The sequence below is a fragment of the Mesorhizobium sp. B2-6-2 genome (assembly GCF_006440615.1).
Classification (GTDB): Bacteria; Pseudomonadota; Alphaproteobacteria; order Rhizobiales; family Rhizobiaceae; genus Mesorhizobium.
This window is the reverse complement of the sequence record NZ_VFUG01000016.1, coordinates 57,150-83,018: the sequence shown is the minus strand read 5'-3', so window position 1 is coordinate 83,018 and position 25,869 is coordinate 57,150. Positions and strand designations below refer to the sequence as shown.

At 64.5% G+C, this 25,869-nt stretch carries 22 protein-coding genes and 1 pseudogene; 13 read left to right on the top strand and 10 right to left on the bottom strand.

The genetic code is table 11. From position 1 onward, the window contains the following. Positions 1-130 precede the first annotated feature (130 nt). Both dnaG and FJ419_RS24430 read right to left on the bottom strand, forming a co-directional pair. Positions 131-2,071, bottom strand: a complete 1,941-nt coding sequence (gene dnaG, locus FJ419_RS24435) for a DNA primase (protein ID WP_140699144.1) — start codon at positions 2,069-2,071, stop codon at positions 131-133. 135 nt (positions 2,072-2,206) lie between these two features. Next, positions 2,207-2,569 (bottom strand): RcnB family protein, encoded by a 363-nt coding sequence (locus FJ419_RS24430; protein ID WP_140699141.1) that lies wholly within the window; start codon positions 2,567-2,569, stop codon positions 2,207-2,209. Between the two features lie 352 nt (positions 2,570-2,921). On the opposite strand from FJ419_RS24430, the gene FJ419_RS24425 reads away from it, so the two are divergent. The 3 genes from FJ419_RS24425 to FJ419_RS24415 all read left to right on the top strand — a co-directional run bounded on the left by FJ419_RS24425 (position 2,922) and on the right by FJ419_RS24415 (position 6,199). Beyond that, on the top strand, positions 2,922-4,586 hold the full coding sequence (locus FJ419_RS24425) for a Na/Pi cotransporter family protein (protein WP_140699138.1): 1,665 nt from the start codon (positions 2,922-2,924) through the stop codon (positions 4,584-4,586). Positions 4,587-4,680: 94 nt separating this feature from the next. Beyond that, a complete protein-coding gene (locus FJ419_RS24420; RefSeq protein WP_140541439.1) occupies positions 4,681-4,890 on the top strand; it encodes a DUF2061 domain-containing protein in 210 nt (69 codons plus the stop codon). A gap of 127 nt (positions 4,891-5,017) precedes the next feature. After that, positions 5,018-6,199 carry an MFS transporter gene (locus FJ419_RS24415; RefSeq protein WP_140699135.1) on the top strand — a complete coding sequence of 394 codons (1,182 nt, stop codon included), beginning with the start codon at positions 5,018-5,020 and terminating at the stop codon, positions 6,197-6,199. A 90-nt stretch (positions 6,200-6,289) separates the two neighbouring features. Here FJ419_RS24415 and FJ419_RS24410 read toward each other — a convergent pair whose 3' ends face one another. Together FJ419_RS24410 and FJ419_RS24405 are read right to left on the bottom strand one after the other, a co-directional pair. Then, positions 6,290-6,862, bottom strand: coding sequence for a GNAT family N-acetyltransferase (locus FJ419_RS24410; RefSeq protein WP_140699131.1), 573 nt, complete (start codon positions 6,860-6,862; stop codon positions 6,290-6,292). Positions 6,863-6,909: 47 nt separating this feature from the next. After that, positions 6,910-7,620, bottom strand: coding sequence for a DNA helicase (locus tag FJ419_RS24405; RefSeq protein WP_140629998.1), 711 nt, complete (start codon positions 7,618-7,620; stop codon positions 6,910-6,912). 283 nt (positions 7,621-7,903) lie between these two features. On the opposite strand from FJ419_RS24405, the gene FJ419_RS24400 reads away from it, so the two are divergent. After that, positions 7,904-8,902 carry a hypothetical protein gene (locus tag FJ419_RS24400; RefSeq protein WP_140699127.1) on the top strand — a complete coding sequence of 333 codons (999 nt, stop codon included), beginning with the start codon at positions 7,904-7,906 and terminating at the stop codon, positions 8,900-8,902. A gap of 9 nt (positions 8,903-8,911) precedes the next feature. Here the strand turns inward: FJ419_RS24400 and FJ419_RS24395 are convergent, their stop codons facing one another. Continuing rightward, positions 8,912-9,361 carry a GatB/YqeY domain-containing protein gene (locus FJ419_RS24395; RefSeq protein WP_135885705.1) on the bottom strand — a complete coding sequence of 150 codons (450 nt, stop codon included), beginning with the start codon at positions 9,359-9,361 and terminating at the stop codon, positions 8,912-8,914. Between the two features lie 259 nt (positions 9,362-9,620). On the opposite strand from FJ419_RS24395, the gene carA reads away from it, so the two are divergent. Both carA and FJ419_RS24385 read left to right on the top strand, forming a co-directional pair. Beyond that, positions 9,621-10,823, top strand: a complete 1,203-nt coding sequence (gene carA, locus FJ419_RS24390; RefSeq protein WP_140699123.1) for a glutamine-hydrolyzing carbamoyl-phosphate synthase small subunit — start codon at positions 9,621-9,623, stop codon at positions 10,821-10,823. Between the two features lie 54 nt (positions 10,824-10,877). Beyond that, positions 10,878-11,213, top strand: a complete 336-nt coding sequence (locus FJ419_RS24385) for a helix-turn-helix transcriptional regulator (RefSeq protein WP_246679336.1) — start codon at positions 10,878-10,880, stop codon at positions 11,211-11,213. Positions 11,214-11,219: 6 nt separating this feature from the next. Here FJ419_RS24385 and FJ419_RS24380 read toward each other — a convergent pair whose 3' ends face one another. The 3 genes from FJ419_RS24380 to mntR form a co-directional block, all read right to left on the bottom strand. Beyond that, complete coding sequence (locus FJ419_RS24380) at positions 11,220-12,488, bottom strand: TCR/Tet family MFS transporter (protein WP_140699114.1); 1,269 nt, start codon at positions 12,486-12,488, stop codon at positions 11,220-11,222. Positions 12,489-12,652: 164 nt separating this feature from the next. Beyond that, complete coding sequence (locus FJ419_RS24375; protein ID WP_140699109.1) at positions 12,653-13,573, bottom strand: neutral zinc metallopeptidase; 921 nt, start codon at positions 13,571-13,573, stop codon at positions 12,653-12,655. Between the two features lie 154 nt (positions 13,574-13,727). Further along, entirely contained in the window at positions 13,728-14,183 is a 456-nt protein-coding gene (mntR, locus tag FJ419_RS24370) for a manganese-binding transcriptional regulator MntR (RefSeq protein ID WP_140541448.1), read from the bottom strand. 223 nt (positions 14,184-14,406) lie between these two features. On the opposite strand from mntR, the gene FJ419_RS24365 reads away from it, so the two are divergent. The 3 genes from FJ419_RS24365 (at position 14,407) to FJ419_RS24355 (ending at position 17,448) form a co-directional block, all read left to right on the top strand. Then, positions 14,407-15,765, top strand: coding sequence for an Nramp family divalent metal transporter (locus FJ419_RS24365; protein WP_140699102.1), 1,359 nt, complete (start codon positions 14,407-14,409; stop codon positions 15,763-15,765). Between the two features lie 36 nt (positions 15,766-15,801). After that, on the top strand, positions 15,802-16,644 hold the full coding sequence (locus FJ419_RS24360) for a protein-L-isoaspartate O-methyltransferase (protein WP_140699099.1): 843 nt from the start codon (positions 15,802-15,804) through the stop codon (positions 16,642-16,644). 153 nt (positions 16,645-16,797) lie between these two features. Next, the gene (locus tag FJ419_RS24355; RefSeq protein ID WP_140699096.1) at positions 16,798-17,448 is read left to right on the top strand and encodes a dihydrofolate reductase family protein; all 651 of its coding nucleotides are present in this window, start codon (positions 16,798-16,800) and stop codon (positions 17,446-17,448) included. Positions 17,449-17,528: 80 nt separating this feature from the next. On the opposite strand, the gene FJ419_RS24350 is transcribed toward FJ419_RS24355, so the two are convergent. Further along, the gene (locus FJ419_RS24350) at positions 17,529-18,395 is read right to left on the bottom strand and encodes a LysR substrate-binding domain-containing protein (RefSeq protein WP_140699093.1); all 867 of its coding nucleotides are present in this window, start codon (positions 18,393-18,395) and stop codon (positions 17,529-17,531) included. Between the two features lie 99 nt (positions 18,396-18,494). Here FJ419_RS24350 and FJ419_RS24345 point away from each other — a divergent pair. Then, a pseudogene (locus FJ419_RS24345) lies at positions 18,495-19,095 on the top strand (LysE family translocator). Between the two features lie 366 nt (positions 19,096-19,461). Here the strand turns inward: FJ419_RS24345 and FJ419_RS24340 are convergent. After that, complete coding sequence (locus FJ419_RS24340; RefSeq protein ID WP_140699090.1) at positions 19,462-20,640, bottom strand: MFS transporter; 1,179 nt, start codon at positions 20,638-20,640, stop codon at positions 19,462-19,464. 194 nt (positions 20,641-20,834) lie between these two features. Here FJ419_RS24340 and FJ419_RS24335 point away from each other — a divergent pair, with 194 nt between their 5' ends. From FJ419_RS24335 to carB, 3 genes are all read left to right on the top strand, one after another. Next, positions 20,835-21,191, top strand: a complete 357-nt coding sequence (locus FJ419_RS24335; protein ID WP_140541455.1) for a helix-turn-helix transcriptional regulator — start codon at positions 20,835-20,837, stop codon at positions 21,189-21,191. Positions 21,192-21,323: 132 nt separating this feature from the next. Beyond that, complete coding sequence (locus FJ419_RS24330) at positions 21,324-22,157, top strand: SH3 domain-containing protein (RefSeq protein WP_140699087.1); 834 nt, start codon at positions 21,324-21,326, stop codon at positions 22,155-22,157. Between the two features lie 195 nt (positions 22,158-22,352). Continuing rightward, positions 22,353-25,856 (top strand): carbamoyl-phosphate synthase large subunit, encoded by a 3,504-nt coding sequence (gene carB, locus FJ419_RS24325; protein ID WP_140699084.1) that lies wholly within the window; start codon positions 22,353-22,355, stop codon positions 25,854-25,856. Positions 25,857-25,869 lie beyond the last annotated feature (13 nt).

The window sequence follows — 25,869 nt, the reverse complement described above, 5'->3', positions numbered from 1 at the left end:
GCCAATCTGCCAGAAGGTCAAGCGCCTCTGGCATGATTCGCATGAAAAAAGCGAATCAATTACCCGACTTAGAGGCGTCGATTCGACGCGCCGCGCATTTCCACTTCACTTCCAATGGGTGGTGTTTGGCCTAAACGCGGCCAACCCTGCCCGACGAGACGCCGAATCCTTCGATCAGCGCTTCCGTTGCCTGCACATCGTTGAATTGCGCTTGAATCTCGACGAGATGCCGGAAGTTTTCTTCCGAAGGGTCTGCATCGAGCGCCGCCTGCGCCTGTTTCAGCTCTCTATGTAATGTGCGGGCGCTACGCTGCAAGTGGAGCGCCTGGTTGAAGGCGTCGCGGGCATCGTCAAGCGCCGCCGTTTCCAACGCCGGCCATTGCCGCGCGCGCTTGATCAACTCGACAGCCCGCTCCCAGATGCCGCCGCAGCCGGCGCGCTCGATGGTGGCGATGACCGCGCCGCGCTCGTCGGCCGCTTCATGCGCCATGGCGTCGAGAATGGCCGCGTGCAGCTTGCGCAAATCCGAATTGGCAAGGTCGAGGAATTCGACATGGGCGAAATTCTCGTCGATCAGCGCCGGGTGGTTGACCAGCGCCACGATAATCGTCGCCTCGCGCACCGACATCCCCTCGCCGGCCCGCTTGACCAGCGCCGAGCGACCAAGGCTCTCTGTGATCGCGGCGCGCCCGCCGGCCGCCCCACCTTTCGCGAACTGCCCACCGGGCACGGGCGTCTTGCCCTGCCCCGGCTTCCAATCCTGACGGCCTTGCCGAAGATTCCGCTGCGAGCCGAAGAAGTTCCGCTCCCGCTCGTCCATTGTCTGCTGATAGTAATAACGCACGCTCTCGTCGCGGATGCGGCTGGTCAACTCCCGTAGCCTTTTCCGCAACTCTGCTCGCCGCTCCGGCGTGTCGAAGACACCGCCCGCCGTCTCGCGCATCCATAACAGTTCGTCCAGCGGCCGCGCATCGGCAAGCACGGCGCGGAACGCGTCCGGCCCTTCGGCCTTGACCAGATCGTCCGGATCCTTGCCTTCCGGCAGCAACGCAAAGCGCGCCCGGCGGTCGGTCTGCGCCGACGGGAGCGCGAGATCGGCCGCCCGCCATGCCGCCTTCAGCCCGGCCTGGTCGCCATCGAAGCAAAGCACCGGCTCGGGCGCCATGCGCCACAAAAGTTCCAGCTGGTTTTCGGTGAGCGCGGTGCCGAGCGGCGCCACGGCATTCTCGAAGCCGGCCTGCGCTAGCGCGATCACGTCCATATAGCCTTCGACGGCGATCACCGTGCCGCCTTTGGCCAACGCTTTGCGCGCGCGCGCGAAATTGTAGAGCACGTTGCCCTTGTGGAAGAGCTCCGTCTCCGGCGAATTCATGTATTTGGCGAGCGCGTCGGGCGCCAGCGCGCGCCCGCCGAAGGCGATGATCTTGCCGCGCGAATCCGGGATTGGAAACATGATGCGGTCGCGGAACCAGTCGTAGGAGACCGGGATGTCGTCGCCGTGCCGCACCAGGCCGCAGGCCTCGATATCGGCCTTCGGCACGCCCTTGCCGGCAAGATGTTCCTTGAGTGCGTTGCGGCTGTCGGGCGCATAGCCCAGACGGAAGGATTGCTGCGTCGCCGGCGTCAGCCCGCGGTCGCGCAGATACGCGCGGGCTTTGGCGCCGTCGGCGCTTTGCAGCCGCTCCTGGAAGAAGGCGGTCGCCATTTCCATGACGTCGGTCAGGCTGGCGCGTTCCTTCTCGCGCCGCTCTTCCTGTTCGTCGCGCACCGGCATCGGCACGCCGGCCATCTCGGCGATCTTCTCGACGGCTTCAGGGAAGCTCATGCCGTCTAGCTCGGTGAGAAACTTGAAATGGTCGCCCGAAACCGAGCAGCCGAAACAGTGATAGCGGCCCTTCTTGTCCTCGCAATGGAAGGACGGGCTCTTCTCGCCGTGGAAGGGACAGCAGGCCCAGTAGTCGCCGCGCGACGCGTTGGTCTTTTTCCTGTCCCATGCGACGCGCGTGCCGATGACCTGCGAAATCGGCACGCGGTCGCGTATCTCGTCGAGGAAGGCGGGCGGAAAGCGCATCGGGGAACTCGTTTGCCCTCCATATAATCAAGCCGCCCGGGCACGGCGACTCCGTCCGGCCCATCGTACCCGCTTTTCACAGACGAAAAGAAGGCGGCCGGGTGGCCGCCTTCCGAATTTCGCGATTGTCGGGGACTACCGCACCGCGATCGCGCCGAAGACGATGCCGGAGACGATGCTGACCAGCACATAGTCGTTGCCGACGCGGATCCATTCCTGGCCGGGACCAGGGCGGCGCAGGCCGTGGCGGTTCCAGTCACGGACTGGCTGGTGACGGTTCCAGTTGGAATATCTTTGGCCGTTGCGCCAATGGCTGCGCCTTACCACCTTCTTCTTGACGATGACCCGCTTGTCGAGATGCCTGCCGGGCTTCTGCCAGTCGACCTGGGTGTAGCTCGACTGCGGCGTGCTCGGCTGGGCGAGCGGCGCGGTCTGGCCGGAGAAGGCCGTGGCGGCCAGCATCGAGGCGGTGACGGCGCAAAGTATGAGGCGTTTCATGGTCGGTATTCCTTGTTGTCGATAGGCAGGGGAATAGCCGCCAATGGATGAACCGAAACTGAACGCCAGAATTACAATTCTGTAATGTTTTCCGAGGCTTGCACCGGCCACCTCAACAACGCTTCGGATCACGCGGCCGAGCGTTGGGCGATATGAGGCGAAGCGCTGCCGCCAGGCGCATGCAACCAATGCTTCCTGCAGTCATTTCCGACATGCGCCGTCGAGCCGAGACGATCATCGCATCAGAAAAATCTATTATTCGGCTAATTTTATCTGGTATATTTCGACCGGTTGAAATGACTAAGATTCGTACCCCTCTCCGCACCCCTGATGCCACCTCGCGAGTTTGGCTGTGAGCGGCTCCGTCGTCCTCCTGCACCTTGCCGGCGCGGTGGCGCTGATGCTGTTCGCCACCCGCATGGTGAAGACGGGCGTCGAGCGCGCCTATGGCGACGTGCTGCGCCACCGGCTGCGCGCCACCATGCGCAATCCGGTCATGGCGGTGCTGGCCGGCTGCGGGCTGGCGATCGCATTGCAGAGCTCGACCGCGGTGACGCTGCTGGTCGGCTCCTTCGCCGGCGCCGGCATCGTTTCGGGCGCCGCCGGGCAATTGGCAGTGCGCGGCGCCGAGATCGGTTCGGCGCTGGTGGCCAAGCTGCTCACCTTCGACCTGACGCTTTTGGTGCCGCTCTGCCTGATCGCGGGCACGATCATGTTCATGGCCACCGAGCGGCGCGATTGGCGGCAGATGGGCCGTATCCTGATCGGCGTCGGCCTGCTGATCCTGTCGCTGGAGATGATCGGTCAGGCGTCGGAACCGCTGCGCAACAGTCAGTTGATGCCGCTGATCGTCAATTATTTCTCCGGCGACTATGTCACCGCTTACCTGCTCGCCGCGCTGGTTACCTGGCTGTTCCATTCCTCGATCGCCGCCGTGCTGCTCCTGGTGACGCTGGCCGGGCGCGGCTTTATCCCTCCCGAGCTCGGCATCGTGCTGGTGCTCGGCGTCAATCTCGGCTCCTCGATCATCGCGCCCCTGCTTACCCGCAACGCCGATCCGGGCGTCCGCGTCGTACCGATCGGGAACCTTTTGATGCGCGGCGTGGGCTCGCTGGTGATGCTGATCCTGTTCATGACGCTGAAGCCGCCCATCGGCTTCCTCGGCGCCACTGTTCCGGACCAGATCGTTAATGCCCACATCCTGTTCAATGTGATCATCCTGCTGGCCGGCCTGCCGCTCGCGGGCCTCGTCTACCGTGTCTCGGAGAAGATCGTTGCGCTCGGAGCCGTGCCGGAGCCGGCCGCCACGCTGGATGTCGTCGAACTGTCGGCACTCAATGAAAGCGCGTTGGACACGCCGAGCCAGGCGCTGGCCAATGCGACGCGCGAGGTGGTGCGGGTCTGCGAGACGGTCGAGATCATGTTGAAGCGCATCATCGAGCTTTACGAGAGCGCCGACACCGACAAGATCAAGGCGCTGGCCGCGCTCGACGACCGCGTCGACAGGAAGCACGCGGCGATAAAACTCTATCTCGCCAAGATCACCAGGAACCCGCTGACCGAGGATGAGGCGTTGCGGTGCCAGGAGCTGATCGGCGCCTGCGTCAAGCTGGAGCAGGTCGGCGACATCATCGTGCGCAACATGCTGGTGCATGTCAGGAAGAAGCTGGAGCGCGGCCTGGAATTCACGCCTGAAGGCTGGCAGGAGCTCTGCGCCTTCCATTCCTCGGTGCTCGCCAATGCGCGTCTTGCCTTCAACGTGCTGGTCTCGCGCGATCCGGAAACCGCGCGGCAGCTGGTGCTGGAAAAGGATCTCTTGCGCGAACGCGAGAAGGAAACCAGCGCCAGCCATTTTGAGCGCCTGCGCGAAGGCACCGCCAAGAGCGTCGAGACGAGCTCCATCCACCTCGATACTATCCGCGACCTGAAGCAGATCAACTCGCTGCTCGCCTCGATCGCCTATCCGGTGCTCGAGGAGCGCGGCCTGCTCGGCGGTTCGCGGCTGAAGGCCAGCTGAGGCGATCGGGACCTTCCGAAAAATAAGTCTTTGCTCATCCTCGCTTCCGTCGGCTAAGGAACGCCTGTGGACCTGTTGGGAGGACGATCCGTCGATGGACACGCATTCGCGCAGCTTCGCCAAGGCGCTTTCCTGGCGCGTCACCGGCACGATCGACACAATGATCATCTCCCTGGTGGTCACCGGCAGCATCAAGCTCGCCGCCACGATCGGGCTCACCGAAGTGGTCACCAAGTCGCTGCTTTACTACCTGCACGAACGGGCCTGGCTGAAGATCCCTTACGGGCGCAAAAAGGCAGCGTAGCAGCAAGCGACAGGCCGGCTTTGATCCGTCCCGTCAAGAAAAGCTAAAGCGCCGTCGCCAATTTCTGCATTGCCGTGCCCGCGCAGGCATGGTTTGAGACGTACATTCCTCGCCTATGTTTTGAACCATGCCGCCGCTGATTGCCCTTTTCCTTGCCGCCTTCGCCTTCGGCACCACCGAATTCGTCATCGCCGGCGTGCTGCCGGAGGTGGCGCAGGGCCTCGGCGTTTCGGTGCCCACCGCCGGCTATCTCGTCTCCGGCTATGCCTGCGGCATTGCGATCGGCGGCCCGCTGCTGGCTTTGGCCACCGGCAAGATCTCGCGCAAGACGCTGCTGATTGGGCTCACGATCGCTTTCACCCTTGGCCAGGCGGCTTGCGCGCTGGCGCCCGATTTTGCCTCGATGCTTCTGCTGCGGGTCGCGACTGCCGTGGCGCATGGCTGCTATTTCGGTGTCGCCATGGTGGTTGCGGTCAGCCTGGTGCGCGAGGACCAGCGCGGCCGGGCGGTCGCGGTCATTCTCTCGGGGCTGACGGTTTCCAACATCATCGGCGTGCCCGCCGGCACCGCAATCGGCAGCCTGTGGGGCTGGCGCGCGACCTTCTGGGTGATGGGCGCGCTGGGCCTCGTCGCGATCGTCGCCATGCTGGCGCTGCTGCCGCGCGCGGCAGGCGCCGCCAACCGGCCAGCCGGGTTGGCGCGCGAAGTTCGCGTGCTCGGCCGCCAGCAGGTCTGGACCTCGCTGATCCTGATGCTGATGCTGATGATCGGCCAGTTTGCGCTGTTCACCTACATCACGCCGATGCTGCTCGAGGTCACGGGCCTCGACGAGGGCCTGATCCCCTTTGTGCTTTTGCTCAACGGCGTCGGCGCCACGATCGGCGTCCTGGTAGGCGGCAAGCTGGCCGACTGGAAGCTGATGCCGTCGCTGGTCGTCATGCTTGCCCTGCAGGCGGTGACGCTTGGCGTCATCTACCTCGTCAGCCCCTATCCGTTGCCGATGGTCGCGGCAATCGTCATCTGGGGCGGTCTCAATTTCGCCATCGGCGCGCCGATCCAGACGCGCATCCTCGCCTGGACGGCCGATGCCTCCAACCTCGCCTCCTCGCTGATCCCGTCCGGCTTCAATGTCGGCATCGCGCTGGCTGCCTCGCTGGGCGCGGCGATGCTCAATGCCGGCCTGGGCTATCGCAGTCTGCCGCTGGCCGGCGTGCTCGCCATGCTGGTGGCGGTCGTGGTGGCTTTTGCCTCGCAGACCTGGGAATGGCGCAGCCGCGCGACGCCGCCGCTGCCGGCGGCCGCGGAATAATTCAATGCATGTCGCCCAGAAGTGTGCAGCGGTTCTGGGACAACGACATGCATCGAAACAAAGATTTAAAGCGCGTCGCCTGAATCCGTTTCAGCGCGACGCGCTTTGAAGATCGATCCGGAACCTCAGGCTCTCTGCGCCGCCATAGGCTGCAATTTTGGCAAACCGCCCGACCAGCCTGCCGCCATTGGCAAGCACGACCTTGTGCGATGCAGGATTGTCGAGATCACTGGTGATCTCGACATGATCGAGCCCGACCGCCCTCGCCTCGTCCAGCATCAGCCGCAGCGCTTCGGTGGCATAGCCGCGGTTGCGCTTCCACGGCATCACCGCATAGCCGATATGGCCAAGCACATGCGAGGGCAGCTCCGACGTGCCCTTCTGCCAGCGAAAGCCGATCGAGCCGGCGGCCTCGCCGTCCCAGATCCAGCGCCGGAATCCAGGCAGCCGCGCGACCTCGGTGCCGTCGGGCAAAACGATGGGCGGCCCCTTCGCTTCGGGGTCGTCAAGGCCGGCGAGAAATTCAACGGGATCTTTCTCGATCGCCTCGAGCTGCTCGCGCGTCGCTTCGCGGAGCCGCACATTGTCGGGCGACCACCCGCGCTCGAGCGCCGCCTTGTAGGACGGCAAATGTTCGAGCGCGGGTTTGACGATTTCGATCATTCTTGGCTTCCCTGTCGAGACCGGCATAGAAGCGATACGGATCGCTCTCAAGTCGCCTGAAACCGGATTTCGCCCTTGTTCAGGAAACAGGCTTTGTCGAACAACGACAGGTCGAGCGGGTTCGGCAGCCGGATATCGCCGATATCCGGGAATGCTTTCCGGGCGGAATCATATGACCTGTCGACCTGCGAGATGAAGATGAGCACCAGTCCCCGTTCCCGGGCAAACGATTTCAAGGCGCGGATCTGGACCATGAGTTCCGGATTCTCCCGCTTCTGGTCGAGCAGTTGCAGATAGTCGATGACCGCCAGCGTGCCGCGCGGCGCCGCCCGCAACGCCTCGATGATGTAGGCGGCGCTGATGGCGTCGGAATTGTCGAACTCGAACAGGCGGTTGAAATCGGCTGGGTCGACGCCGATGTCACGGAACCGGTCGAGGATATCGGCATGCATGTAGTCCAGGGTGAAGAATACGGCGCGACTGCCTTGCTTCATGGCGGCTACGGCAAGTTCGAGGCTCATCAGCGTCTTGCCCTGCCCCGGCCGCGCCGCCACCAGGACCATGTCGCCGGGGATCAGCCGCGCCAACAAGGCGCCGGCTGGCGCAGCCTCGGCGGCCTTGGCCGCAAGCAGGCTCCAACTGCCGAAGCCTTGCTTGGCGGCAACGCGATCGAGCGCCTGGTGGAGGGGCACATTTTCGCTGCGGGACAGAAGCCTCGCCTGGCGTTTCAGATGATAGACGGGTGCGGAAAACCGCATCGAAAAACCTCCTGCCGCGAGCAGTCTTGACAACCCCTCCTTATGCCTGGCGCTCGAACAGTTGGTTCGGTGATAAACTGCCCTGCATGGACAATGCTTCCCGATGGAGGGAGGAGGCGTGGGCACGCCGGAATCAGATCATAGCTCAATCGAAGCGGGCCGAAAATCCGACCTCCAAAAGGCGTCGCTAAACTAGAAGTGTTTCGCCGATGCGTGCGAGACCTTCTATAATCGTCCATGCTGATTCACGGGTACGAGACATTTCGACGGGAGGGGCAAGACGGTGCGGTTGAGATCTGTTCCGCGGGGCGCGGCCATCTTCTGCCTTGTCGCGATCCTGGCCGCCCTGACGGCATCGGTCAGCTCATTCGCGGCTTTGCGGCCGTTGACCGTTCCCGACTGGCTGCAGCGCCATGTCGGCGACGGCGAAGGCCAGATCTCTCAGGTCGTGCTGGAGCGGGCGCGCGCGCTCTACCAGAAGAAGGTAAACGAAGGTTCGGTCAGCAACCCCTGCTACTTCGCCATGGATGCCACGCGTCCCGGGGATTTGGGCAACAGCGTGCCTGGCCAGCGCTACTACATCATTTGTGAAAGCAAGCAGCTCTTCCGCGCGGTTTCCTCGGGCCATGGCGGCGGCCGCAACCTGAAAGGCGTTGCCGATTTCTCCAACGGCAGGCGCTGCGCGAAGAATTTCGGCAATGCCATGGACTCGGCGCTGACGGCCGGCGGCGCCTATATGACGGCAGAGACCAAGACGTCCTTCAAGGGCTACTATCGTGTCGGCGCGCAGAACGCGGTGTTCATGCGCAGCTTCATCCAGTTCGACGGCGAAGGCGAAGCGGCGAACGCCAGGCAGCGCGTGATCGGCGGCCATCCGGCGGCGATCTTGAAGGGCCTGTGCATGCGCAAGAGCCCGCAAAGCTCCTATGCCGACCATGACGGCCTCGTTCCGTTCGGCAAGCTGGTGAACTATGCCGGCGGCCGCAGCAATGGCTGCACCAGTTGGTCGCCCGCCGACGCCGAGCAGATCATCCCCCTCGTGAAGAACAACCCGACGACGCTCTACATCTATCCGGAATCGCGCGACATCGCCGCTGTCGCCCGGGCCAAGGCCGCCGGCCAGGCGCTCTCAAACGCGGGCACCTATTGGAACGCCTCCTGCCTGAAGGAGATCGGCACTCCCAAATTCTGGCCGAAGAAGGTGCTGGAGCCGATCATCGCCCAGTACAAGAAGGATCATCCGGCGCCACCGCCGCAGCCGGTGCCGATCTGCAAGGACTGAGACCGTCGTCTATTGCAGCAACCCCTTAATGATGGCGCTCGCCTTGGCGAAGTCCATCTGGCCGGCATATTTCTGCTTCAGCGCGCCGATCACCTTGCCCATGTCCTTCTGGCTGGCGGCGCCCGTCGCCGCGATCGCCTCGCGCGCCGCAGCCTGGATCGCCGCGTCGTCGAGCTGCGTCGGCAGGAACTCGCGGATGATCTCCATCTCGCCGCGCTCCTGCGCCGCCAGCTCCGGCCGCTTGCCGTCCTCGAAGGCCTTGGCGGATTCCTCGCGCTGCTTCACCATCTTGGCGAGGATCTGCAGGATCTCCTCCTCGCTCGCCGGCGGCTTTCCGGCGCCGCGATTGGCTATGTCGCGATCGTGGATGGCGGCCTGGATCAGCCGCAGTGTCGGCAGGCGGTGCTTGTCCTGCGCCTTCATCGCGCTCTTCATGGATTCGGCGATTTTCTCGCGCATCGTGCTTCTCCTTCGAATGCGGCGGACAATAGCTTTGCCGAACGGCCAACGCAAATCCCGCCAAGCCGCTGATATTGCTTGACGAAAGCAAATCGGCCGTGGTTTGGGGCGCCGCATTGACCGCTCCGGCGCGTTCGCCTATGTACTCGGTCCTGCATGAGACAATGAGTTGACGCGTGGGAGCCGGGCAATCCAGCTTCGCGCCTTGCTGCGCAAATGGTCCTCCCGACCGATTGCCGCGCCTGACAGGAGTGCCGCCATGGCCACGACCACCGCCCCGTGGGCAACCGAAAAGCAGACCGCCCTTCTGGTTCTCGCCGACGGCACGGTGATCGAAGGCCGCGGCCTTGGCGCCACGGGATCGGCAGTTGCGGAAGTGTGCTTCAACACCGCGCTGACCGGCTATGAAGAAATCCTCACCGATCCGTCCTACGCCGGCCAGATCGTCACCTTCACCTTCCCCCATATCGGCAATGTCGGCACCAATGACGAGGACATCGAGGATTTGCATCCAGCCGCCCGCGCGGGCGCTGTCGGCGCCATCTTCAAGGCCAACGTCACCGACCCGTCGAACTATCGCGCCGCCGGCCATCTCGACCAGTGGCTGAAGCGGCGCGGCATCGTCGCGCTGTCCGGCATCGACACCCGCGCGCTGACTGTGCTGATCCGCGAGAAGGGCATGCCCAATGCCGTCATCGCGCATGCGCCCGACGGCGTCTTCGACATCGAGGACCTGAAGCGGCAGGCCGCGGCCTGGTCGGGTCTGATCGGCCTCGATCTCGCCAAGGAGGTCACGTCGGGCCAGTCTTCGGTCTGGCGCGAGACGCCCTGGATCTGGAACGAGGGTTATGGCGAGCTGGGCGAGCCTTCCATGCACGTCGTGGCCGTCGACTATGGCGTCAAGCGCAACATCCTGCGCCTGCTTGCGGGCCTCGGCGCCAAGGTCACCGTCGTGCCGGCCAAGACCGGCGCCGAGGAGATTATGGCCATGCAGCCGGACGGCATCTTCCTGTCGAACGGCCCCGGCGATCCGGAAGCGACCGGCGAATATGCCGTGCCGGTGATCCAGGACCTCTTGAAGACCGACATCCCGGTGTTCGGCATCTGCCTCGGCCATCAGATGCTGGCTCTGGCGCTCGGCGGCAGGACCGAGAAGATGCACCAGGGCCATCACGGCGCCAACCATCCGGTCAAGGACCATACCACCGGCAAGGTCGAGATCGTCTCGATGAACCACGGTTTCGCCGTTGACGCCGACTCGCTGCCCGAAGGCGTCGAGGAAACCCACGTCTCGCTCTTCGACGGCTCGAATTGCGGCATCGCGCTGACCGGCCGTCCAGTGTTCTCGGTCCAGCACCATCCCGAAGCCTCGCCCGGCCCGCAGGATTCGCATTACCTGTTCCGGCGCTTCGTCAACCTCGTCCGCGAACGCCGCGGCGAGGAAGCGCTGGCCGAACGTTGACACACTCCGAATGCCCCGCAAATCATCAAAACCTCAACCGGCGAGGAACTGGTCGTGATCCCCAAGGCGGACTACGAGGCGTTGCTGCATGCCGCCGAGGAGGCTCTCGAAGATGCTGCGGATGTCGCCATTTATGATGAGCGCAAAGCCGATCTCAACACCGAAAGGGCGCTGCCGGCGGACGTGACCATGAATGTCTTGCGCGGCTCCAATCGACTAAAGGCCCTGCGCAACTGGCGAAAGCTTACCCAAGCCGAGCTGGCCGCGGCGATCGGTGTCAGCCAGGGTTTCCTGTCGGACCTCGAATCCAATCGCCGCAAGCCGTCTGAGCAGACCAGCGCAATGCTGGCGAAGGCGCTCGATATCCCCGGAGAATGGATCGAGCCTTAGTCTTCCTCAGGCGGCGTCCGTCACCGGTTCCTGCGTGTGCATGCGCTCGACTTCCTTCGGCGTCGGCTTGGCAACTTTCGTCACGAAGACGATCACCGCCAGCGTCAGGAAAATTGCGCCGAGCACATAGGGCGCGCCGCCGAACACGACTGGCGCGGTCGGGCCCGTGAACCAGGAAAATATCGCGGTGTAGAGCAGCGGCGTGATGATCGAGGTGATCGAGAAGATCGAGGTCATCGCGCCCTGCAATTCGCCCTGCGCCGAGGGCGGCACCTTGGCGGCGGCGAGGCTCCTGAGCGGCGGATCGGCCAGCGCCTCCAGGCAACCGGCCACGATGACCGCATAGATCATCCAGCCTTGCGTTGAAAACGCATAGCCGAAGGCGCTGAGCGCGGTGAAAGTCAGGCCGATCGCCGCCGTCCTCCACTCGCCGAGCTTGGGAATAATCCGCGGCAGCACCGTCGCCATGATGATCGCCCCGCACAGGCCGAAGGCGCCGAGCGAGAAGCCGATCTGCTGCTGGTTCCAGCCATAGCGGTAGTTGGAGACGAACGCCCAGACCGCCGGATACATCATATGGCCGAGCGTCACCAGGAAGAACACCAGCCCGATCCAGCCGATGCCCGGATAATTGCGCATCTGCATGAGCGTGCCGACCGGATTGGCGCGCTTCCATTCGAAGGGCCGGCGGTGCTTTTCGTCCAGCGTCTCCGGCAGCAGGAACATCGCGATCAGGAAATTCACGAAGGCAAGTGCTGCGGCGAAATAGAACGGCACGCGCGGCCCGAACGTGCCGAGCAGACCGCCCAGCACCGGGCCGATGACGAAGCCGACGCCGAAGGCGATGCCGAGCAGGCCGAAATTCTTCGCCCGGTTCTCGTCGTTCGAGATATCGGCGATGAAGGCGGATGTCGTCGAATAGCTGGCGCCGGAAATACCGGCGAGCACGCGGCCGATGAACAGCATCGGATAGGACCAGGCGATGGCGCAGATCAGGTTGTCGATGGAAAAGGTCAGCACCGAGGCAAGCAGGATCGGCCGGCGGCCGAAGCGGTCGCTTAAGCCGCCCATGATCGGCGCGAAGACAAACTGCATCGCCGCATAGACGAAGAACAGCCAGCCGCCCTCGATCGCGGCCTGGCTGACGCTGACGCCGCTCAGTTCCTCCAGATAGGCCGGCAGCACAGGCATGATGATGCCGAAGCCGATGATGTCGAGCAGCAGCGTGGTGAAAACGAGCGCAAGGCCCCGCCTGGCGGTTTTGGGGTCGATCATGGTGATAATCTCCTCAGGCCGCCCGGGGCGAAGGCGGGAGGCATCTTATAGGCGACGTCGCCGACAGGAACAATACGCGAACGAAGGCAATTGCCTCATCCTGACATCACTTGCCAGCCGCCTTTGATCGCCGATCCTCGCCGCAAAGAAGCGGCAGGGCCGCGTCAGATCGGACCGCTCATCGTGTTGCAATCGGACAGCTTGCCGCTCTTGATGCCACGCGCCAGCCACGTCTGCCGCTGCTGCGAGGTGCCGTGGTTGAAACTTTCCGGCACGACATAGCCCTGCATCTTCTTCTGCAGCGTGTCGTCGCCGATCTGCTTGGCCGCGTTCAGCGCGCTTTCGATATCGCCCTGCTCCAGGATGCCCTTCTGCTGCGTGTAATGTGCCCAGACACCAGCGAAGCAATCGGCCTGAAGCTCGATGCGCACCGACAGCTGGTTGGCGTCGGCCTCGCTCATGCCTTGCCGCATCTGGTTGAACTTGCCCATGATGCCGGTGAGGTTCTGCACATGGTGGCCGACCTCATGCGCCACCACATAGGCACGGGCGAATTCGCCGGACGCGCCGAACTGCTGGTCGAGCTGCTGGAAGAAGGTCATGTCGAGATAGACCTTGCGATCGCCTGGGCAGTAGAACGGCCCGGCCGCCGCCGAGGCGAAACCACAGGCCGAACGGACCTGGCCACTGAACAGCACCAGCTTGGGATCCTCGTAAGTCAGGCCCTGGGATTTGAAAATGCCGGTCCAGGTGTCCTCGGTATCGGCAAGCACGGTCGCGACGAACTGCTTCATCTCGTCATTGGCGGGGGCGTTGCCATTGTCCTGTGTGTCGGAGATCTGGCCGCCGCCTCCCGGCACCAGGCCCCCGCTGCCGTCACCCAGGATCTGCGATGGATCGAAGCCGAAATACCATCCTGCGAGCACGACAAGGATAACCAGGATGATGCTGCCGCCGCCTCCGGTGCGGCCGCCGATGGGGATGCGGAACTGGCCACCGCCGCCCAATCCGCCGCCAGGCCCCCCGCCGCTGTCGCTGCGTTCGTCTTCGATGTTGTCGCTCTGACGACGGCCTCTCCAAAGCATGGCAACTCCTCGCGACACGAATGTCCTGGAGGGACCGGCATGCCACCGCCCCCTGCAGACAATTATCGCAACGAATACGTCAAGTCAGTATTTTTCGCGAGGTCGGTACCGACACTTTGCGTCCTGCCGCGCTATTCTCGTATCGAGCCCGAGCTCAACGAGCGGAGGTCATCGCCCGGCGGAAAGCTTCCAGCGTTTCGGCGCTGACATGGTGCTCGATGCCCTCGGCGTCGATGCGCGCCGTCTCGGCGCTGACGCCGAGAGAGCGCAGGAAGGCCTCGACCGTCTGGTGCCGGATCCGGCTTTCCTCGGCGACCTTGCGGCCGGCCTCGGTCAGAAACACACCCCGATAGGGCTTTCGCGACACCAGTCCGTCGGCGCACAGCCTGGTCAGCATCTTTGCCACCGTCGGCTGCGCAACGCCGAGCCTTGCCGCGATATCCACCTGCCGCGCTTCATTGCCATCCTCGATCAGGTCGGCGATCAGCTCGACATAGTCCTCGACCAGCGCGCTACGGCGCGCCTCGCGCGTCTGCCGGAAACCCTCCGAATGGATTTCGGCATCGGGAAGCGGCTCTTCGCGTCGAACCGGTTTGTTCCTCAGCGCCAATCCGCGCTCCTCCTTGAATCGGGACCGCATCCATAACACGAACCCCCAATGGTCCGGCCGTTTATTTGCATTCCCGCTCATGCGCAACCGGCGTTTGCGGCAGCCCGCCGCCAGCCTTGTCTCGGCTCATCACGAAAGCATGATCAATGAAATATAGCATATTGCATAATGTTGAGCCATGGCGTAGATAAGAGGCATATTCGACAATTCCAGCGGAAATCCCATGTCTAATGCCGATGCAGCAACCGTAGCCCGACCCGCATGGCGATTCGACAGGCCCGACGACGAGCAGCCGAGCCTGCGCGAGGTGAACGCCTCGATCGCGGTGCCGCGGACCGGCGCCTGGTTCCGCCGCCTGTTCGCCTTCATGGGGCCGGGCTACATGGTCTCTGTCGGCTACATGGACCCAGGCAACTGGGCGACCGACCTCGCCGGTGGCGCCCAGTTCGGCTACACGCTGCTTTTCATCATCATGCTGTCGAACCTGATGGCGATCCTGCTGCAGGCGCTTGCCGCGCGTCTCGGCATCGCCACCGGCCGCGACCTCGCCCAGGCCTGCCGCGCCTATTATCCGCGCCCGGTCAATCTGCTGCTCTGGATCGCCTGCGAGCTGGCCATCATCGCCTGCGACCTCGCCGAGGTGATCGGCACGGCGATCGCGCTGCAGCTTCTGTTCGGCATCCCGCTGATCGGCGGCGCCATCCTCACCGCGCTCGATGCTTTCCTTGTGCTGCTGCTGATGAACAAGGGCTTCCGCTATCTCGAGGCCTTCGTCGTCGCGCTGCTGATCATCATCTTCGGCTGCTTTGCCATCCAGATCTTCGTCGCCGCGCCGCCCGCCGGCACGATCCTGCATTCGATGTTCGTGCCCTCGCCCGAGATCGTCACCAATCCGGCGATGCTCTACATCGCCATTGGCATCATCGGCGCGACAGTCATGCCGCATAATCTCTATCTGCATTCCTCGATCGTGCAGACCCGCGCCTATGAGCGCACCGATGCCGGCAAGCGCGACGCCATCAAATGGGCGACGACGGATTCGACCATCGCGCTGATCCTGGCGCTGTTCGTCAATGCGTCGATCCTGATCGTCGCGGCGGTCGCCTTCCACGATACCGGCCATCACCACGTCGCCGAGATCGGCCAGGCCTTCGAGCTGCTCTCGCCGCTGCTCGGCCTCGGCATCGCCTCGATCCTGTTCGCCGTCGCGCTGCTTGCCTCCGGCCTCAACTCGACCGTCACCGCGACGCTCGCCGGCCAGATCGTGATGGAAGGCTTCCTGCGCCTGCGCATCCCGCAATGGGCGCGGCGCCTGGTGACGCGCGGCATTGCCATCATCCCCGTGGTGGTCGTCACGGCACTTTATGGCGAGAAGGGAACGGCCGAGTTGCTTGTGTTCAGCCAGGTGATCCTGTCGATGCAGCTGCCCTTCGCGGTGGTGCCGCTGGTGCAGTTCGTGTCGGACAAGAAGAAGATGGGCAATTTCGCCATACCGCGCGGCGTTGCGGCGTTGGCCTGGGTGGTTGCCGCCGTCATCCTCGTTCTCAACTTCAAGCTCCTCTACGACACCTTCGCCGGCTGACCGCGACATTCGCGCCGGCCGCGCTATCTTCGCGCCATGGCCAAACCGGACGAAGCCCGCAGATTCTACGCCAGGCTGATGGCTGCGCACGCACGGTCGGCCGACCCACGCATCGAGGAGGCGTTCGCCGCGGTGCCGCGCGAGGCCTTCCTGGGTCCAGGGCCATGGACCGTCTTTGCCGGCGAAGGCCGGTTCCAGACGCCGAGCGCCGATCCTGGTTATATCTACCAGAATGTGCTCGTCGTGCTCGATGCCGACAAGGGGATCAACAATGGCGAACCGATGCTGCACGCGATGTGGCTCGGCAAGGTCGAGCCGAAGCCGGGCGAGCACGTTACCCATGTCGGCGCCGGCACCGGCTATTACACGGCGCTGCTGGCGAGGCTGGTCGAGCCGGGCGGCGGCGTTACCGCCTTCGAGATCGAGGCCGGCCTTGCCGCGCGCGCCAAGGCGAATCTCGCCCGGTACGCCAACATCGAGGTGATCCATGGCGACGCCGTCGCCAATCCTTTGCCGCCCTCCGATGTCATCTATGTCAATGCCGGCGTCGTCGCGCCGCCCGCCGCTTGGCTGAAAGCGCTGAAGCCCGGCGGCCGCATGATCTTTCCCTGGCGTCCCTCCGAAACCGTCGGCCTCGCGGTGGTCGTAATGCGCCTGGAAAACGGCTTTGCCTGCCGGCCCTTCATGGGCTCCTGGTTCATCCCTTGTGTCGGCGCCTCCGTTGCCGGGCCGGGCGCGAAAATACCGACGCGTGAGCGCGCCGCGCGCACGCGCTCGATCTGGCTGAGGAAAGACAAGGCGCCCGACCGCACCGCCACCGCCGTCTCCGGTGAGGTCTGGTTCTCGTCACGCGCCATTCGCGCCGGCGACACGCGCTAGAAATTCGCGGGGCTGTGTCGGAGAGCAGCCTTGCCGTTCGTCCTTGGAGCAATTCCAGGAAAAGTGCGAAGCGGTTTTCCGTCAGGAATTGCGTCGAATGCTTTAGGCAGAAATCCGGCCGCGACGGCGCGGATCGTGAAAGGGAGAAGACAGATGCGCAAGATCATCGCCGCCACATTCGTTAGCCTCGACGGCGTCATGCAGGCGCCGGGCGGGCCGGAAGAGGATCCGGCCGGCGGCTTCAAGTTCGGCGGCTGGACCTTCCATTATTTTGACGAGGTGGCAGGCGCGGCCATGGAGGAGATGTTCTCCAAACCGTTCGACCTGCTGCTCGGCCGCAGAACCTACGACATCTTCGCCGCGTACTGGCCTTATCAGAACGATCCGATCGCGGCTGTCTTCAACCCCGCGGTTAAATATGTGGCGACGCACCGGCCGGATACGCTGACCTGGCAGAACACGCAGGCGCTCGGACCGGATGTCGTTGCAAGGCTCAAGGAGCTCAAGCAGGAAGATGGACCCGACCTGCTCATCCAGGGATCGGGCAATCTGATCCAGACCCTGCTCGCCAACGGGCTGATCGACGAGATCCGGCTGATGACCTTCCCGCTGCTGCTGGGCAAGGGCAAGCGGCTGTTCGGCGACGACGCGATGCCGGCGGCGTTCAAGCTGGTCAAATCGCAGGCTTCCACCACCGGCGTCATCATGGCGACCTATGAGCGCGGAGGCGAAATCCGTACGGGCTCGTTTGCCCAGCAGGAGCCTTCCGAAGCCGAGCTCGAACGGCGCAAGAACTGGAAGTAGAACTTGGGGAAGTTGTCGCCGGCTGGAACATCCGTCTTGGCGCACAGCGCCGAGACGGGTGCTCCAGCGGAGTGAGACTTTCAGGCCGCCTCGCTCCGCCTAACCAGGCCTTTGCGAATATGTGCCGCAAACTCTCGCGCCGCCGGCTGGGCGGCATGTTTGGGCAGATGCAGGTTGACGGAGAAATTCGGCAGCGCCGGCAGGCTTGCGTCTGACAAGATGTCGAGATCGGCCGGAACCGTCGAGGCAAGCCACGCGGTCACCGCGAGGTCCGAGCGCACTGTCGCGGTCGTGGCATCGATGTTGCCGTTCTCGAACACCGTGCGCCAGTCGAGCCCCTGCTCGCCGAGCGCTGACAGCACCGCCGGCCGGAAGGCGCAGGTGTCGGCGACGATCGAAACCGGCAGCGGCCGCTTCAGGCGTGCCGTCCCGCCTCTGGCGCCGACCCACACCAGCCGGTCGACGAGCAGGCATTCGCCCAGGGTCGGACCGACACGCTCCTCGATGACGGCAAGGTCGATGGTGCCCGCCGCCAGGGCCGCCGCGAGTTCCGGCGAGGACGCGCAGATCAGCGAAATCTCCACCTGCGGATAGGCTTCCGCATAGGCTTTCAGCACAGGCGCGAGCAGCGTGCCGACGAGATCGTAAGGCACGCCGATCCGCACCTGCCCGGCAACCGCCCTTCCCCTGATCTCGGCAAGGATCTCGTCATTGAGCTGCAGCAGGCGGCGGGCTTTGTCGAGCAGCCGTTCGCCGGGTCGCGTCAGCTTGAGGCCGCGGCGGTCGCGCTCGAACAGGCTCTGGCCGAGCAGCTCCTCCAGCCGCTTGACCTGCTGGCTGACGGCGCCTTGCGTCAGGTGAAGCGCATTGGCGGCCGCCGTCATGCTGGCCTTGTCCGCGGTGGTGACGAAGGTGCGGATGAGGGTCGTGTCGAGGTCGCGGATCATGGCTGAAATTATAATCGCTAATGCAAACCATATCAAACATTGCATTTACTGATGCCGCGAAGCGCCTAAGCATGCCAGCTCCTCGATTGGGAAGCCCGAATGTCCGACACCATCATCCCGCTGGTCCTGTTCGCGCTGATCTCGACCTCGACGCCCGGCATCGCCACGACATTATCGACCGCGTCGGGCGCGCAATTCGGCTTTCGCCGGTCGGTGCCGCTGATGGCCGGGAGCGCCGCGGGTCTGGCTACCGTGGCGGCCGCGGGCGCGGCGGGCTTGGCTGGCCTGCTCGCCGCCGTGCCATCCCTGCAGCTTGCTATGAAGATCGCCGGCTCGCTCTATCTGATCTGGCTGGCGATCAAGATCGGCCGCAGCGGCCCGCCCAATCTCGACATCAGCATGGCCAGGCCGAACAGCTTTTTCGGCGGCGCCGGCATCCAGTGGATGGAATCCGAAAGGCTGGGCGATGGGGCTCGGCGCCGCCGCATCCTTCGCGGCACTGGCGGATGGTCCGCTGCAGCTTGCGCTGCTGCTGGGCGCCGTGTTCGGGCTGACGGCAGCTTTCTCGCTGTCGCTGTGGTGCGTGGCGGGAACCCTGCTTGCCCGTCTGCTCAAGACGGAGCGCCAGTGGCGCGCGCTCAATATGGTGCTCGGCCTGTTGCTGGCCGCCTCGATCCTGCAGATGTGGCGACCGGTATAAACGCTGGTTCCTCGCCCCGCGAAGGTGGCTACGCTCCTGCACATCTTCTATGACTGGCGTGACTGATCAGGCCGAAGCCTGATTGCCACGTGGTTCCCCCAATCCGTCGCTGCTTCGCAGCGCCACTTTTCCCACTCCGGAGGGAAAGGAAGGGAGCGTTGCTGGACGGGCATTGACGAAAAAAGCTTGGCGCCTTTCCTCTAACCCGTCGATCGGGGGAGAGGTGGCTCGGCGAAGCCGAGACGGAGTGGGGGTCGACCGGCGCTACATAAGACAATGCATGCGGCCGCTGGCTTGCCGGAAAACAGGCCTTGCCGAAGAAACGATCTCTGGCGCCAGGCCGCCAATCAGTCTCTATGGGCAGCTTTATTCCGCCGGCATCGCCACGGGGCGGGCCAACATCCGGCCGGCAAGCACGACGCCCAGGCCGACGATCGGGAACACCGCCGCAATCAGGCCGAGATCGGCCGGCGCGCCGAAGCGCAGCACCGCGGCGCCGACCACCGCGCCCAGGGCGACGCCCAGATAAAGCGCCGAGGCGTTGAGCGACAGCACGATGGGCGCGGCATCCGGCGCGATCTTTATGATGCGGCTCGCCTGCGCCGGCGGGAAGGCCCAGCCGACAATGCCCCACGGCACCATCATACCCATCAGCGCCGGCCCGGCGATCGATTGCGGCAGGAAGGTCGGGATCAGCGAGAAGGTGGCGAGCATCGCGGCGGAGAGCGCCAGCGACCAGGCGACGGTTCGGGTGGCGCCGAAGCGGTCGGCGGCCTGCCCGCCGGCGATGTTGCCGATGACGGCGCCGACGCCGAAGGCGAGCAGCATGCCCGGCAGCGCGATCGCAGAGAGCCCGCCGCCTTCGATGGCCAAGGGCGCGATGAAGGCAAAGACGGTGAAGGCTCCGATCAGCGCCAGCACCGTGGTCAGCAGGATCGGCATAACGCCGGGCCGCACTGCCGCCGCCAGCCGCGCCCTCAGCGGCAGCTTGGTGCCGATGATGCCGCGGGGCAACCGGTACCAGAGGATCGCACCGGCCAGCGCGCCGAGCCCGGCAATGGCGAAGAAAGTGCCGCGCCAGCCGGCAATGGCCGCCACCAGCGCGCCGAGCGGCGCGCCGACGGCAACCGCCACAGTGGTACCGCCGACGACGACGGCGATGGCGCGCGCCCGGTGGTGGTCGTCGACCAGCGCCACCGCCGTGCCCTGCGCGGTCGCCGCGAACAGGCCGGACGACAGCGCCATCACGATGCGGGCGATCAAAAGCACCTCGAAGGACGAGCTGAGCGCGGCAGCAACATTACCAAGGACGAAGAACACCAGCGTCCACAAGATGACGCGCCGGCGATCCCATTCGCCGGTCAGCGTCGCCAGCACCGGCGCGCCGAACGCATAGGCGAGCGCGAAGGCGGTGATCAGCGAGCCGGCGAGCGGCACCGATATGCCGGCGTCAGTGGCGATGTCGGGAAGAAGGCTGGAGATGACGAAGCCTTCGGTCGAGATCGCAAACGATCCGAGCGCAAGCCAGAAGATCCGCTTGTCCATGGGGAACTGTCCTTAGTTCAAAGGTTATTGAACAATTGGACATAACAGGGCATGATGTCAACCGAGCCGGGAGAAAATAGCTGAACCCTGCTGACAGCCCTGTGTCAGGACGGGCCGAAAGGAAGAGGCGAATGTCTGTCGGTAGAAAAGGAAGCCGCGTTGAAGTTCGTGCCGTTTGTGCTTAATTCTGGGCCATGAGCCTGCCCCATCCAACCGCCGACCAGATCAGCCTGCCGATCGTGCTCGCCGTGCTCGGCGACCCGACCCGGCTTGCTATTGTCCGCTATCTGGCTCGCAAGGAAGGCGTGCCGATGAACTGCAGCAAGTTCCTCGACCTCGCCTCCAAGACCAATCTCAGCTACCACCTCGCCAAGCTGCGCGAGGCGGGCGTCACCCGCAGCGAGGCGGCAGGTACCAGCCGGCTTATCACGCTGCGCCGCGACGACCTCGACAAGCGCTTTCCCGGCCTGCTCGACAGCGTGATCGCCGCGGCTGACGGCGACAAGGATCTGCCGGCGGTCGGCACGTCCGAGATCGAGGTTTCGGCCTGAACGATCTGCGCGTGCCCTCGGCCTTCGCGTAAATTTAGCATGACATCCCGCGGTCTCGCCGACTATAACCCATCGCCTTGCGGTCGGAGCTCGCTTTGGCCCTGGGCGCGACTCGGAAAAATGCAGCCAAAGATGAAGCGCAAAACTACGCTCCGACTGACGCTGAAGGCACTCTTCGCCGTTCCCTCGCTGCTTGCGGCCCTGCCGGCCATAGCCCAGGATGCGCCGGGACCGATCGTTTCGATCATCGGCGGCCTGGCACCGGACGATCTCCTCAACATCCGCGTCACCGCTTCGCCGAGTGGAAAAGTGGCGGCGCGGCTGCCCAACGGTACGGCCGTCAAGAATTTCGGCTGCAACGTCATCAACGGCTATCCGTGGTGCAAGATCGAGGATACGCAGGACGCGCATATCGTCGGTTGGGCGCCCGCCCGCTATCTCAGCCCCAACAACCCTGCGCCGGCGCCTGAAGATGCCGCCGCGCCGGCGACGGATGCAAACCTGCCACGGGAAGCCAACGCGCCCGAGTCTTCCGAAGAACCGCAGCCGGACATTGCGGCGCGCCTGGGCCGCAGCGAGCCGGCCGCTCCGCCAACGGCAATCGATATCAGCGCAATCGCCATGCGGGATGCCTACGCCCTCGCCTTCGCGGCCTCGGCCAGCGCCGGGTCCGACACCCCGGACGCCGGCATCCCCTGCGCTCGCCATGTCGGCCAGCCAATGACCCGTTGCGAGATAAATGTCGCGCGCACAGGCGCCGACAGCACCGTGACTGTGACCTGGCCGGACGGCGGCAGCCGCGTCATCACCTTCGACGGCGGCAAGCCCGCCGGCTCCGACTCCCCCGACGAATTCCGCTTCACCCGCGAAGGCAGCCTCAACATGATCCGCATCGGCGTTTCCGAACGCTTCGAGATCACGGATCAGGTGGCGCTGGGTGAACAGGCAGTAGGCAGTAGGGATTAGGCAATAGGCTCCGAACCCACATGCTGGCTACTGCCTACTGCCTTCACCCTACTCCCCTCATTTTCGGGGTTACATCCGCCAAAACTCTTCCCTATAAGGCCCTCCTAGCCTGATACCAGAATCGCAAGCACAACCGGCCGGGTCCTTCCCGCCCGGTTTTTCGTGCAAGCTGCTCGCCGAACGGAACCCGTAGACATGCCAAGACGCACCGACATCAAGTCGATCCTGATCATCGGGGCCGGCCCCATCGTCATCGGCCAGGCTTGCGAGTTCGACTATTCCGGCACCCAGGCCTGCAAGGCGCTGAAGGAAGAGGGCTTCCGCGTCATCCTGGTCAACTCCAATCCGGCCACCATCATGACCGATCCGGAGCTGGCCGACGCCACTTATATCGAGCCGATCACGCCCGAAGTGGTGGCCAAGATCATCGCCAAGGAGCGCCCAGACGCGCTGCTGCCGACCATGGGCGGCCAGACCGCGCTCAACACCGCGCTGTCGCTGCGTCGCATGGGCGTGCTCGAGCGCTATCAAGTGGAGATGATCGGCGCCGACGCGGCAGCCATCGACAAGGCCGAGGACCGCGCGCTGTTTCGCGAGGCGATGAGCAAGATCGGGCTGGAGACGCCGAAGTCGATGCTGGCCAACGCCACCGACGTCAAGAACGCCGACCGCAAGACGCATGAGGCCGAGCGCGCCGCGCTGAAGGCCGAACATCCCGAAAACCTCGACGCCGCGCTCGATGCGTTGGAAACCCGCTGGAACCTCGGCGAAGGCGACCGCAAGCAGCGCTATATCAGCCACGCCATGGCGATCGCCGCCCAGGCGCTCGACCATGTCGGCCTTCCCGCCATCATCCGCCCCTCCTTCACCATGGGCGGCACCGGCGGCGGCATCGCCTACAACCGTGCCGAATTCTACGACATCGTCCAGTCGGGCCTCGATGCCTCGCCCACCACCGAGGTGCTGATCGAGGAGAGCGTGCTCGGCTGGAAGGAGTATGAGATGGAGGTCGTCCGCGACAGGGCGGACAATTGCATTATCATCTGCTCGATCGAGAACCTCGATCCGATGGGCGTGCATACCGGCGATTCCATCACCGTCGCGCCGGCGCTGACGCTGACTGACAAGGAATATCAGATGATGCGCAACGCCTCGATCGCGGTGCTGCGCGAGATCGGCGTCGAGACCGGCGGCTCCAACGTGCAGTTCGCCGTCAACCCGGCCGACGGCCGTCTGGTGGTCATCGAGATGAACCCGCGCGTCTCGCGCTCGTCGGCGCTTGCCTCGAAGGCCACCGGCTTCCCGATCGCCAAGGTCGCGGCGAAGCTTGCCGTCGGCTACACGCTGGACGAGCTGGAGAACGACATCACCGGCGGCGCGACGCCCGCCTCGTTCGAGCCGACCATCGACTATGTGGTGACGAAGATCCCGCGCTTTGCCTTCGAGAAATTCCCCGGCGCCGAGCCGGTGCTGACCACCGCCATGAAGTCGGTGGGCGAAGTGATGGCCATCGGCCGCACTTTTCAGGAATCGCTGCAGAAGGCTTTGCGCGGACTGGAAACCGGCCTCACCGGATTGGATGAGATCGAGATTCCGGGCCTTGGCCACGGGAGCACCGCCGCCAGCCACACCGACGACCGAAACGCGATCCGCGCCGCGCTCGGCACGCCGACGCCGGATCGGCTGCGCATGGTGGCGCAGGCGATCCGCATGGGCACCTCGCTGGAAGACGTGCACGCCATGTGCAAGATCGACCCGTGGTTCCTCGAGCAGATCGCCGGCATCATCGCCATGGAGGAACGCGTCCGCGAGCACGGCCTGCCGCAGGATGCCGTCAATCTGCGCATGCTGAAGGCGATGGGTTTTTCCGATGCCCGCCTCGCGTCGCTGACGAAGACCGACGCGGAAGCGATTCAGAAGGCTCGAGAAAAGCTTGACGTTCATCCGGTCTACAAGCGCATCGACACCTGCGCGGCCGAATTCGCCTCGCCGACGGCCTATATGTACTCGACCTATGAAGTGCCCTTCGTCGGCGAGCCCGCCAACGAGGCGCGTGTCTCGTCGCGCAAGAAGGTCGTGATCCTCGGCGGCGGCCCGAATCGCATTGGCCAGGGCATCGAGTTCGACTATTGCTGCTGCCACGCTGCCTTCGCGTTGCGCGACGCCGGCTATGAAGCGATTATGGTCAACTGCAACCCGGAGACGGTCTCGACCGACTACGACACCTCCGACCGGCTCTATTTCGATCCGCTGACGGCGGAGGACGTGCTGGAGATCCTGCGCGCCGAGCAGGCGTCCGGCGAGCTCGTCGGCGTCATCGTCCAGTTCGGCGGCCAGACGCCGCTGAAGCTGGCCGACGCGCTGGAGAAGGCCGGCATCCCGATCCTCGGCACGTCGCCCGACATGATCGACCTGGCGGAGGACCGCGACCGCTTCCAGAAGCTCTTGCATAAGCTCAACCTCAGCCAGCCGAAGAACGGCATCGCCTATTCGGTCGAGCAGGCCCGCCTCGTCGCCGGCGAGCTCGGCTTCCCGCTGGTGGTGCGCCCGTCCTATGTGCTCGGCGGCCGCGCCATGCAGATCATCCATGACGAGAGCATGCTGCAGACCTATCTGCTCGACACCGTGCCCGGCCTTGTGCCGGAGGACATCAAGCAGAAATACCCCAATGACAAGACCGGCCAGATCAACACGCTGCTGGGCAAGAACCCGCTGCTGTTCGACACCTATCTCTCCGGCGCCATCGAGGTTGATGTCGATTGCCTGTGCGACGGCAAGGATACTTTCGTCTCCGGCATCCTGGAGCATATCGAGGAGGCCGGGATCCATTCGGGCGACAGCGCCTGCTCGCTCCCCGTTCACTCGCTGCCCTCCGACCTCGTCGACGAGCTGGAGCGCCAGACGGCGGCCTTGGCGCGCGCGCTCAATGTCGGCGGCCTGATGAACGTGCAATATGCGCTCAAGGACGGCACGGTCTATGTGCTGGAGGTGAACCCCCGCGCCTCGCGCACCGTGCCCTTCGTCGCCAAGACCATCGGGCGTCCGATCGCCAAGATAGCCGCGCGCATCATGGCCGGCGAGACGCTGGAAAACGCCTTCGCCCATTACGGCGCCATGCCCGACGCGCGCAACCCTGGCCACATCGCGGTCAAGGAAGCCGTCTTTCCCTTCGCCCGTTTCCCCGGCGTCGACATCCTGCTCGGCCCGGAGATGCGCTCGACCGGCGAGGTCATGGGCCTCGACCGCGACTTTGCGCTGGCCTTCGCCAAGAGCCAGCTCGGAGCGGGTGTCGACCTGCCACGCTCCGGCACGCTCTTCGTGTCCGTGCGCGACGAGGACAAGAAGGGCATCCTGCCGGCCGTGAAACGCCTCGCCGGCCAGGGCTTCAAGGTCCTCGCCACCTCCGGCACCGCCCGTTTCCTCGCCGAGAACGGCGTGACGGCCGAAAAGATCAACAAGGTGCTGGAAGGCCGCCCCCACATCGAGGACGCCATCCGCAACCGCCAGGTCCAGATCGTCTTCAACACGACGGACGGTCAGAAAGCGGTATCGGACTCGAAGTCGCTGCGGCGCGCCACGCTAATGCAGAAGGTGCCGTATTACACGACGTTGTCGGGCGCCGCAGCCGTGGCGGAGGCGATTGCGGCGCTGCGGGCGGGGAACCTGGAGGTTCGGCCGCTGCAGGAGTATTTTGGGTGAGCGAATCATCTTG